Source organism: Clostridium sp. DFI.1.208 (genome assembly GCF_024463855.1).
Taxonomy (GTDB): Bacteria; Bacillota_I; Bacilli_A; order Erysipelotrichales; family Erysipelotrichaceae; genus Clostridium_AQ.
In genome coordinates this window covers 73432-84928 of the sequence record NZ_JANGCA010000019.1, presented here as the reverse complement: position 1 = coordinate 84928, position 11497 = coordinate 73432, and the positions used below count along the sequence as shown (strand labels likewise).

Genomic DNA, 11497 nt, shown 5'->3' with positions numbered 1-11497 from the left:
TTGGGCCGTGTCTCAGTCCCAATGTGGCCGTTTACCCTCTCAGGCCGGCTACGCATCATCGCCTTGGTGGGCCGTTACCTCACCAACTAGCTAATGCGCCGCAGGTCCATCCATGTTCACGCCTTGAAGGGCGCTTTAATATACAGAGCATGCGCTCCGTATACCTATCCGGTTTTAGCTACCGTTTCCAGCAGTTATCCCAGACACATGGGCAGGTTACCTACGTGTTACTCACCCGTTCGCCACTAAGTCTCTTTGGAAGCAAGCTTCCTAGAGACTTCGTTCGACTTGCATGTATTAGGCATGCCGCCAGCGTTCATCCTGAGCCAGGATCAAACTCTCCATTTGATTTAGCTCTAACGCATGACTTGCGTTTGAATTTCATTTTAGTTATCGTTATACCGAGAATATTGTTTTCTCAAATAATTGACGTTTCCTGTTCAGTTTTCAAAGACCGAAATTTCTATTTCGTTTGCCGCTGAACTCATCAGCGCTCGTATATAATACAACGAATCATACCCTGTGTCAACGATAAAATGCACTTTTTTTATGTTTTTTTCAATATTATCAATCGTAAACGGTTACATGGTTTGTTTACAGCTATTTCTCTATTATATAGGAGCTTTTCCTTCTCCGTTTATAAAATAAAATAAGACAAAAGGCAATAAAAAGCTGTGACTCCCTGCCTGAAGACAGCCTATCACAGCTCTGTTTTATGCTTCTATTGTATAAAGCTCTTATGCTTCCTCGCGAACCCTGCCGCAGATCGGATAGTTTGCACAGTTTGGATTGCATGCCTGCTGTGCAGTAAGCCGCAGCTTAGCAGGAACAAGTGCCGTGATTTCATCATCATCATATCCGACAACAAAGCTCTTCTCATTGATCATAATCGGGCGCTTCAGGATAGATGGATTTTTCTGTATAATATCCACCAGCTCCTTGATTGAGATGTCATCCAAATCTCTATGCAGCTCCTGAAATGCCTTGGAACGCGTGGATATAATATCCTCCGTACCATTTTCTGTTCTCTGCAGAAGGTATTTGATTTCATCCTCCTTCAGCAGTGTTGTAAAAATATTCTTTTCAATGTATTTCATATCATTGTCTTTTAACCATTGTTTTGCTTTTCTACAGCTAGCACACCCAGGCGAAGTATATAAAATAATCATCTTCTCTGCCTCCTTCACATATATCTATTATAATTCATTGTATTTTAATAGGAAAGCAATTTTTGCATATTTTGCTTTTTTCCTTGTTTTTCATATTTGATAATAGTATGATAATAAGGAATCAGAAATGCAGAGAAGAAGATATAGTAGTTTTACTGCCGTTCCTTGTCAGAGAGCTGACATATGGTGCAAGTCAGCAGGAGCCTGTAAAATGAATTGGGTCTTTGGAGCATGTTCCTGCGGGAACCGTAGAAGCCTTTAACGTTACAGGCAAGTGATTCCATTGTGCAAAAAAGTAAGGCAATGGAATAAGTCGGGTGGTACCACGCTGTCAGCGTCCCTACATGGTACTTTTTTTATTTTATGGAGGTGTTATATATGAAAAGAATGCTGAGCGGCATCAAACCAACCGGGCGTTTAACACTCGGAAACTATATTGGGGCCATACGGAATTTCGTAGCCTACCAGGATGATTACGAAATGTATGTCTTCATTGCGAATATGCATGCAATCACAGTTCCTCAGGAGCGTGCAGAGCTGAAAAAGAATACCAAGGATATCATCGCCCTGTACCTTGCGGCCGGACTGGATCCGGAAAAGGCAACCATCTTTTTACAGAGTGATGTGCATGAGCATGCAGAGCTGGGATGGATCATGACCTGCAATTCCTATATGGGAGAGCTGCAGCGCATGACACAGTATAAGGATAAAACGGCAAAGGGTGAAACCGGTATAACCGCAGGGCTGTTTACGTATCCGTCTTTGATGGCTGCGGATATTCTGTTATATGATGCGGATTATGTTCCGGTTGGTCTGGATCAGAAGCAGCACGTCGAGCTGACAAGAAATCTGGCAGAGCGCTTTAACAACCGCTACGGTGATACCTTCGTCATTCCGGAACCGCTTGTCAGCAAGATCGGTGCGAAAATTTATTCCCTGCAGGATCCGACAAAGAAAATGTCCAAATCCGAAGAGAATCCAAAGGGTACCATTGACCTGCTGGATGAACCGGCAGTTGCACGTAAGAAAATCATGTCTGCTGTGACCGATTCTCTGGGTATCATTCAGTATGATCCTGAAAAGCAGCCGGGTATTTCCAACCTCCTGACAATTTTGTCCTCTTTAAGTGGAGAAAGCATGGAAAGCATTGTAGCGCGCTATGCAGGCAAGGGCTATGGTGATTTCAAAAAGGAAGTCGGTGCCGCAGTCTTTGATTTTTTAAGTGAGCTGCAGGTGAAGTACAAGGAAATCCTATCCAGCGGACAGGTGGAAAAGGTGATTACCGCTGGAAATGAAAAGGCCAGACTTTCTGCACACAGGAAGCTGATGAAGGTGAAGAAGAAGATTGGCTTCCAGCTATTCTAGCGAATTGCAATTGTCTGTCGCTTTGTAGAGAATTCCATTGGTATAGAAGCATTATGAGTACGCAGAATGCAATTCATCTCATAATGCTTTTCTTATTCCTCAGCTTTCCTACAGCTCGTATCCTCATGTCTCTGCTAGTTGCAGCGCATGTGTATTAGCATACAGCCACTGCTAACAGCATGCTTCCTTCAAACATGCGTACACAGCCTCCAGCTGACAAATCAAGAATTTTCATGACACCTTTTCAGCAATGCGCAGTCGTGGTTTCCCTGCTTATGCTTTTATGATATGATACTCTTATTGATCGGGGGTGTTGAAATGCACAATTTATTTTTGCGCAGTGTTTCTATCGACTGGAACAGGGTGACGGATTACACGCAGAATATTGCGGCTCTGCATACCTTTGCTTCACTGGAGTTTCGTAATCAGATCACGTTTTTCACCGGGGAAAACGGGTCTGGAAAGTCCACGCTGCTGGAAGCAATCGCCATTGCATATGGATGTAAACCGGAAGGAGGTACAAAAAACTACCGATTCCATACGATGGATACCCACTCGACGCTCTATGAGGGAATCCATATGATCCGTGGTCCTTATTTACCAGCCTGCTCTTATTTTTTACGGGCGGAGAGCTTCTATAATGTAGCGACAAGGGCGGAGGAGTATTATGCGACCTATCAGGGAAAGCGGCTGCATGCCTGTTCTCATGGTGAGAGTATTCTATCCTTTATCCAAAGCTTTCGGGACGCCGGCTTGTTTCTGCTGGATGAGCCGGAGGCTGCATTGTCCCCACAGCGCCTGCTGGCCCTGCTGATACAGCTGTCCACGATGGCGAAGGGGGGATCACAGTTTCTCATTGCAACACACTCCCCGATTTTGCTTGGTATTCCGCAGGCACAGATTTTAAGCTTTGATGATGGAATCATCGAAGAAATCACCTATGAGCAGACCGCGTCCTATCAGATTACCGAAATGTTTATCAATAACCGTGAGTATATGCTCGACAAGCTGTTACGAAAGGATGCGGAATAAAAGCGATGTATACCATACCAGCTGCTACCATACAGCAAAGGAGATTTTGATGATAACACTACGCAAGGTTGACAGCCGCAATATCTGGTCCATTATTCGGCTAAAGGTGCATGATGAACAGCAAAGCTTTGTGGCTACCAATACAGAGAGCATCCTGCAGGCATATACGACCATCACAGAAGGTGGTGTCGCTTTGCCGTTTGGCATCTACGATGAGGAAAATCTGATTGGCTTTGTCATGTTTGGCTATGGACGACAGGAAGAAAGTGATCCACCAATCGCACAGAATAATTATTCCATTTGGCGGTTTATGATCGATAAAGCCTGGCAGGGAAAAGGACTTGGGAAGCAGGCGCTGCAGACTGCCATCGATTTTGTAAAAACGATGCCCTGTGGGAAAGCAGCGTTCTTGTGGCTTTCCTACGAGGCAGAAAACACAGGGGCCCGTGCCTTATATTATGCAGCAGGCTTTCGTGAAAATAACGAATTGTGTGACGGTGAAACCGTAGCCGTTTTGCGGTTGAAGGAAGCATAGCTGGATGGAAATACAAAAATTTTGGGAATCCTTTCTAAAAGAGGCTGGACTTCCCCTTTCTACCACGTATCAGGAAGCCTTTCATTTTGAGCTGACACAAGCGCTTGCGGACCATCTGCTAAAGCTGGTGCTCACGAATAAAAAAAGAGCGACTGCAAGCAGCCTCTATGCATATGAAATACAGCAGGAACGAATACCGCAGGTCAATGACTTCAGTATTCTTACCGACTGGGCAGGTACTCCCTTCTGTGTGATCAAAACCACAGCCATTACGATTCTTCCCTTTAAAAGGATACCCTTTGCGCTGTGTATGCGGGAGGGTGAGGACGATACGCTGGAATCGTGGCAAAAAGGTCATCGTGCCTTTTTCACAAAGGAAGGAAATGCCTTGGGTTATTCGTTTTGTGAGGATATGCCGGTTGTATTCGAGGATTTTGAGGTTGTCTACAGACGATAAAAAAAGGATGCATCTTTTTGAGTATGCATCCTTTTCTGTGTCCGAGTCATGACGCTGTTCATGCTAGAGAGAAAGCACGAGCTGGATGTCAGCATCAAATATACCATCCTTGTATCCGATTGCATCAGATTGCACTTAAGTTCAGTACGCCGAGGAAATAACAGATCAACACTGCGACACCTACGACGATACGGTAATATCCAAAGATTTTGAAATCATGGTTACGGATATAATTCATCAAGAAGCGGATCGCAAACATGGATACGATAAATGCGATGATGCTTGCGACAACAAGCAGTGCAATATCCCCTCCGCTCATTGATAAGCCATAGTGCAGGAAGTATTTTATGAATTTCAAGCCGCTGGCTCCGGCCATGGCAGGAATTGCCATAAAGAAAGAAAATTCACTGGCCGCAAAACGGGAGCAGCCCAGAATGGAAGCCCCTAAAATGGTAGCACCACTTCGTGAGGTTCCGGGAACCAAAGCCGCAATCAGCTGAAACAGACCAATCAGAAAGGCCGTCTGATAGGTGATTTCTCCCACCTTGCGATATTTCGGATGATGCTTGGTGCTTTCCAGCACGATAAAGCCGATACCAAATACAATCAGAGCAATCGCCACAACAATGGCATTGTTCATATACTTTTCAACATAGTCATTCAGAAAGATACCGATGATACCCGGAATGGACGCTACCAGCACATGAAACCATAAATCCCATGTGGAGCGCTTCTCACTGATGGATTTTCTTGGTGAAAATGGATTCAGCTTATGAAAATACAGGACACAGACAGCCAGTATGGATCCCAGCTGAATCACGACCAGAAACAATCCCCAAAATGCAAATTCTGCGGTATCCGGCTTTGCCAGCGATGAGCTCATCGGGAAAAAGCTGTTAAACAGAATCATATGTCCGGTGCTACTGACAGGAAGCCACTCCGTGATTCCCTGAATGATACCGAGCAGAACCGCTTTTATCATATCAAATAGAAACATAATGTAATCTCCTTTTTTCATTCCCTACCATTGTAAACCACACGGAGGTAAAGCACAACCTTTCCCCTAGAAAAAACGATAACAATTCTGTAAGAAAAGGGCTTTTTCAGCGCTGCAGCAGCTGCGAACGTTTACATAAGCTTGTTTTTCAGACCTATGCCTGCAGCCACTTAGTTACCATTTCCTTGAACAGGGTTCCGCGCACCTCATAATTGGGAAACTGGTCATAGCTGGAGCATGCCGGTGACAGCAGTACGATATCCTGCGCCTTACTGTGCGCGATTGCCACATCCAGTGCCTCCTGCATGGTTTCCACAACCTGAACCCGGGAGAAGATATTCTGAAACTGCCATCCGGTTTCCCCAAAGGCCACACACAGCTTGACGCGTTCATCATACTGCTTCAAATCCGCAAAGCTGATGCCCTTGTCATGTCCGCCGGCAAGCAGAATGATGTTGTTATCAAAGGAGTTCAACGCCGCCATAACCGCATGCGTATTGGTTGCCTTGGAGTCATTGTAAAATTTTACACCGTTTTTCTCGCCGATATATTCCAGACGATGCTCCACCGGTGAAAAGGCGGCAATCGCCTTTTGAATATCAGAAACGGATACACCAAGCTTATAGGCCATACAGGATGCAATCATGGCATTGGACAGATTATAGTCGCCGACGACATGAAAGTTTTTTTCTTCAAACAGGAGAAGCTCCCGCAGATATACTGCACCGTCTTTTCGATACAGGTCAACATCCTGCCGTGTCAGCGAGAAATCAATCACGGTACATGGGATATGCTGCGCATACTGCATGACGGTTTCATCATCCACATTGCGCAGGAACCAGTCATCCTTTGCACAGTTCTCATAAATGCGCATCTTGCTTTCGTAATAGGATTCCACACTCGACATATAGTCCAGATGATCCGGTGCGAGATTGCACACGACGCTGACACTCGGCGCAAAGTGTTCAATGCCCAGCAGCTGAAAGTTGCTCAGCTCCAAAGCGACATCCTTTTCCTGCGTTTCATAGGCGAGTGCAAGCTCACTCAGCGGCCAGCCAATGTTGCCTGCCACGATTGCCTTTTGATTGTATTTCAGCATTTCATACAGCATGGTGGTAATGGTGGTTTTCCCATTCGTCCCCGTTACAGCACCATATTTGAATTTTGTCGCATACCGGTAGCCGATTTCCACCTCTGTTAAAATTTTCACCTTGTGCTCCACAAAATAGCGTACAAAGGGAACCGTATATTTAATACCCGGATTTTTCACGACAAAGGCGTAGTCCTCGCGCTTTAATTCCTCCGGGTGTCCTTTTTCAAACACATGGATGTCAAGAGCTTGCAGCTCTTTTCGCTCCGGTATGGCATTCATATCTGTAATCGTAACATCATAAGCATGCCGCTGTAACAGCTTTGCGACAGCAACGCCGCTTTTCGCGGCTCCAATCACTAAGACACGTTCCTTCATATTACATCACCCCCAGCCATAAACCGATGGCAGCAAGCACAACCCCAATGCTCCAGAACATCAGCACAACCTGTGTCTCCTTCATACCGCCCAGTTCAAAATGATGATGCAGCGGTGCCATGCGGAAGACCCTTTTCTTTGTCGCTTTATAGCTGGTTACCTGAATCACGACAGACAGCAGCTCCATAACAAAGACACCGCCAATCACCACCAGCAGCAGCTCCTGCTTTAAAATCATGGCGCTTGCCGCAAGCAGACCGCCAATGGCCAAAGAGCCAGTATCGCCCATAAAGATTTTAGCCGGATGCACGTTAAAGCGCAGATACCCGAGCAAAGATCCGCAGACTGCCAGCAGCAGCATCGCCAAATCCTTATTTTCCTGCAGCAGGGCAAATATCACGAACGGTGCGATGGCAATGATGGAGGTTCCTGCACACAGGCCATCCAGACCATCCGTCAGATTGACTGCATTGGATTCACAGGTGAACATAAAGAAAATCAATACAAAATACAAAATGCCAAGCTCGAGTGAGATATGCACAACGGGAAGAATCAGCGTCGTTTCCGCAATGGAGCGGTAAAACAGATAAAACACGACCGCCAGGACGGATTGCATCAGAAACTTCACAGATGGTTTCAGACCGTCATTGTTCTTTTTTACGACAATCAGGAAATCATCAATGAATCCGATGAGAGCATAGCCCAGATAAGCAAGTACACAAATCAGCATCTCTCCTGAGAAAAAAGCCTTGTAGTCCAGAACCAGCATGACGATGATGGGCACAATGACAAAGACAAGCCCCCCCATGGTCGGTGTTCCCGTTTTCGCCATATGACTCTGCGGTCCTTCCTTGCGAATGCTCTGTCCGAATTTAATTTTATGTAGAAACGGAATGAGCAGCGGCATCACCACCAGGGTTGCCACCAAGCTGATTCCGAATGCGAGCAGATATTTTATTTCCAAAGTAGTTCCTCCTTAGCTAGACGTTCCTTAACGCAGGACCGATCAGAAAAGGGATATTCCTGTCCGAAGGCCGTAATGGTTTCCTCGCTCCCTTTTCCAGCGATTATTATTATATCACTATTTTGCGCTACTTTGATAGTATGTTTTATCGCAAAGTAGCGATTTTCAAATACTGCTGCGTTGGGAAAGCTCTCACATTTCATGTCGGCAAGGATACGGTCTACACTTTCCCCTCTTGGATTATCGCTTGTGAAGACTGCAAGATCACTGTATTTTGCTGCGATGGCTGCCATTGCCGGTCGTTTCCTACGATCGCGTTCTCCGCCACATCCCAGAATCGTCAGGATACGTCCCTTTTTCACGGAATTGGCAAAAAGCAGAAGCTCCTCCACTGCCGCCGCAGTATGTGCATAGTCAATCCAGATCGTAAACCCGCTGACCTCCATAACCTCCATCCGCCCGCTGACAGGCAGCAGCTTCTCACAATCCTTACGCAGACGCTCATAGGAAAAGCCCAGCCGGTGAACAACGACGATTGCCTCTGCCAGATTGTATACGTTCACCATCCCCAGTAAGCGCGCATGAAAATCATAGCCCTGCAAACGAAAGGACAGATCTCGTTCACTCAGCGATACATCACACAGCGGAAAATGAGCAGCCTGCATACCGATACTGATACAGGCATGCTGTGCAAGGTTGACCAGCTCCTGCATATAGCTTACATCACTGTTGTACAGAATGGTACCCTGCGGCTTCAGATACCGACGCAGCTTGAATTTCGTATAGCGGTAATGCACACGGCTCAAATGGTAGTCCAGATGATCCTGTGTGATATTGGTATACACGATATCGTCAAAATGCAGAAAGCTGATACGATTTTGATCAATGGCGTGCGAGCTGACCTCCATAACGACATGCGTGATCTGCTCTTTGTGCGCTCTTCTGAAATAATTGGCAAGCTGAAAGCAGCCCGGTGTCGTGTTGTGAATTTCAATGATTTCATTCGGATAGCGGACACTCCCGGTACCGATTTGCAGAACCCGACAGCCCTCCATGATCAGCAGCTGGGAGATAATACTGGCAACGCTTGTTTTTCCATTGGTTCCCGTGATACCGATCACATGCAGATTTGCACACAAATCTCCGTAGTACAGCTCCAGCAAGGTTTGTGTAATGCGCTCCACATGCGGTGTGTAGTAGACATTCTCCTGCTTCAGCTGCTGGTCGCACAGCACCACGGCCCCCTTGTCCAGCGCCTCCTGCAAAAATGCCGCTCCATCATAGGCACTTCCCTTGCGGCAGACAAAGAGCCAGTCCTTTTCCAAATCACGGGTATCGTCACTGATTCCCTGCAGGCTGCGGTCATCCTCACAGTAGATATGCAGCAACGCGAACAACTCATTTAACCTTATCATTTCCAAGATAAATCCAAACCTCCCCTCCCTCAGCACTGAGTGTGGTGCCTGCTTCGGGCATCTGCTCCATCACCGTATCGCCGCTGCCGATAAAGGTAAAGGTGACGCCCTCCTGTGACACATCCTTTTTCTTCTTTCCTCTGAAATCCTGCACCTTGATATTTTCCGTTTCCGGCCAGACCAGCTTTTTCGGAATCTGTTCCTCTGCTTTTTTCACACCGAGATAGGGCAGGATATCCTCATAGCACGCTTTTGCGACCGGCGCAATGACCGTTCCACCGTACAGCACGTCATTCTGCGGACTGTCTGCCGCAATATACAGCACGATTTGCGGATCATCAATCGGTGCCGCACTCAGAAAGGACAAAATATAGTTGCTGGTGGAATAGACACCGTTTTCCGCAATTTGCGCCGTCCCTGTTTTTCCACCGATTTTATAGCCCTCGGTATATGCCGGCTTGCCACCGCCGTTTGCGACAACACTCTCCAGTGCATAGCGCATCTTCTTACTCGTATCCTCACTGATCACCTTACGTTTTGCCGTCGGCTTATATTCCAGGATTGCATCATGTGTAATCGGGTCATTGATGCTTTTGGTGATATATGGTGTATACAGTGTACCGCCGTTGATGATGGCAGAAAAGGCGGTAACCAGCTGAATCGGTGTGACGCTCAAGCCCTGTCCAAACGCTACCGTTGCCTGCTCCAGCTCGCCCATCGCACTTTTTTTAAACATGATTCCCTTGCTTTCTCCGGGCAGGTCAATGCCCGTCTTTTCACCAAAGCCGAATTTCTTCACAAAGTCATATTCATTGTCCAGTCCCATGCGCCTTGATATTTCCACAAAGCCCGGGTTGGAGGAATTTTCCAGCACCTGCAAAAAGGTCTGCTGCCCGTGACCGCCCGCCTTCCAGGATTTGATGCGGGCACCTCCGACCATTTCATAGCCGCGGTCGTAATACGTATCCTTAAACATATCAAACAGCTTCAGCTCCAATGCAGAGGCGAAGGTTACAGATTTAAAGGTGGAACCGGGCTCATAGCTCTTCCAGATCGGCAGATTGCGATTATATACATCACTGGAATAATCCTTATAATGATTCGGATCGAAGTCAGGCTTACTGACCATGGCTAGAATCTCCCCGGTATTCGGATTCATCGCCAGAGCAAGTGCGGATTTCGGCTTATAGCGCTTGACCAGATTGTTCAGCTCTCGCTCCACGATATCCTGAATATTGGAATCAATGGTCAGCTGTACATCCATTCCTCTGCCCGGTGCCTCATAGCTTTCCTTATATAATTCAACATTATGACCCTTGGCATCAAATGGTATATTCAACGCACCGCTTTTCGCAGACAAAATATCATTATACTGCAGCTCCAGACCTGCCAGTCCCTGATTATCAATACCGGTAAATCCAAGCACCTGTGCAAGATAGTTATTATTGGGATAGTTACGCAGGGAATCCTGTACCAGATAAACACCGGGTAAATCCATCGCCTCCAGCTTGCGCGCCTTATCATCGCTGATCAGACGTCCCTCCGGCTGCAGCTTCTGGGTACTGACATGCTTGGTTATGGTAGACAGAATCTTTTTCTTATCCGCCTGTAATACATCCGCCAGCTGCTGTGCAGTCTTATCGGCATCCTGTATCTGGGCAGGCACGACCATAACCGATGTACTTGGAATATCATGTGCCAGAACATTTCCGTTCTTATCCAGAATCGAGCCACGTAGACCCGCTACGGTAAAATCACGCTCCCACAGGCTCAGGGCTTTTTCCATAATATCGGTATGATGAAAGATCTGTTCATAACCGAGCTTGCCCAGTATACAGCAAAAAATAAGAATACAGCATAGAAAGATAGTGGATATTCTCGTTTTGACCTTTCCGCGTATCATACCAGATCACCTCAATCCATCGTATGAATTGCCGTCCGATTTTATGATGGAAATCATGCAGCAAGCCTCTGTTCCTTCCTTACGGTTCCCCTTTTGCAGCAGTGCTTTGTAAATAATTTTATTTTTGGTTGACTCTCACGCTGCGTGATACTGTATGATAAAGAGGAGGATAGGGGGAGCATTGGCGCGCAA

At 46.5% G+C, this 11497-nt stretch carries 10 protein-coding genes, 1 rRNA gene and 1 other annotated feature; of the genes, 4 read left to right on the top strand and 7 right to left on the bottom strand.

The annotated features are described in order from the left end of the window. Positions 1-348 (bottom strand): 16S ribosomal RNA (locus tag NE665_RS11665); the annotation flags it as partial. 389 nt (positions 349-737) lie between these two features. Next, on the bottom strand, positions 738-1169 hold the full coding sequence (gene spx / locus NE665_RS11660; protein WP_117443869.1) for a transcriptional regulator Spx: 432 nt from the start codon (positions 1167-1169) through the stop codon (positions 738-740). Positions 1170-1292: 123 nt separating this feature from the next. Beyond that, positions 1293-1514 (top strand) — a binding site (T-box leader). A gap of 33 nt (positions 1515-1547) precedes the next feature. Here spx and trpS point away from each other — a divergent pair. The 4 genes from trpS (at position 1548) to NE665_RS11640 (ending at position 4558) form a co-directional block, all read left to right on the top strand. Further along, positions 1548-2534, top strand: coding sequence for a tryptophan--tRNA ligase (trpS, locus tag NE665_RS11655; RefSeq protein ID WP_117443868.1), 987 nt, complete (start codon positions 1548-1550; stop codon positions 2532-2534). A 318-nt stretch (positions 2535-2852) separates the two neighbouring features. Further along, complete coding sequence (locus NE665_RS11650) at positions 2853-3566, top strand: AAA family ATPase (RefSeq protein WP_117443867.1); 714 nt, start codon at positions 2853-2855, stop codon at positions 3564-3566. A 49-nt stretch (positions 3567-3615) separates the two neighbouring features. Continuing rightward, a complete protein-coding gene (locus tag NE665_RS11645; RefSeq protein WP_117443866.1) occupies positions 3616-4101 on the top strand; it encodes a GNAT family N-acetyltransferase in 486 nt (161 codons plus the stop codon). A 4-nt stretch (positions 4102-4105) separates the two neighbouring features. Next, entirely contained in the window at positions 4106-4558 is a 453-nt protein-coding gene (locus NE665_RS11640) for an ASCH domain-containing protein (protein WP_117443865.1), read from the top strand. A gap of 124 nt (positions 4559-4682) precedes the next feature. On the opposite strand, the gene NE665_RS11635 is transcribed toward NE665_RS11640, so the two are convergent. The 5 genes from NE665_RS11635 to NE665_RS11615 all read right to left on the bottom strand — a co-directional run bounded on the left by NE665_RS11635 (position 4683) and on the right by NE665_RS11615 (position 11305). Continuing rightward, positions 4683-5555 (bottom strand): undecaprenyl-diphosphate phosphatase, encoded by an 873-nt coding sequence (locus NE665_RS11635; RefSeq protein WP_117443864.1) that lies wholly within the window; start codon positions 5553-5555, stop codon positions 4683-4685. A gap of 154 nt (positions 5556-5709) precedes the next feature. Then, entirely contained in the window at positions 5710-7023 is a 1314-nt protein-coding gene (gene murD / locus NE665_RS11630) for a UDP-N-acetylmuramoyl-L-alanine--D-glutamate ligase (protein ID WP_117443863.1), read from the bottom strand. 1 nt (position 7024) lies between these two features. Then, on the bottom strand, positions 7025-7987 hold the full coding sequence (gene mraY, locus NE665_RS11625; protein ID WP_117443862.1) for a phospho-N-acetylmuramoyl-pentapeptide-transferase: 963 nt from the start codon (positions 7985-7987) through the stop codon (positions 7025-7027). Continuing rightward, positions 7978-9402, bottom strand: coding sequence for a UDP-N-acetylmuramoyl-L-alanyl-D-glutamate--2,6-diaminopimelate ligase (locus NE665_RS11620; protein ID WP_233104686.1), 1425 nt, complete (start codon positions 9400-9402; stop codon positions 7978-7980). Before NE665_RS11620 ends, mraY begins: the two co-directional genes overlap by 10 nt. Beyond that, the gene (locus tag NE665_RS11615; RefSeq protein ID WP_117443860.1) at positions 9386-11305 is read right to left on the bottom strand and encodes a penicillin-binding transpeptidase domain-containing protein; all 1920 of its coding nucleotides are present in this window, start codon (positions 11303-11305) and stop codon (positions 9386-9388) included. Before NE665_RS11615 ends, NE665_RS11620 begins: the two co-directional genes overlap by 17 nt. Positions 11306-11497: the final 192 nt, after the last annotated feature.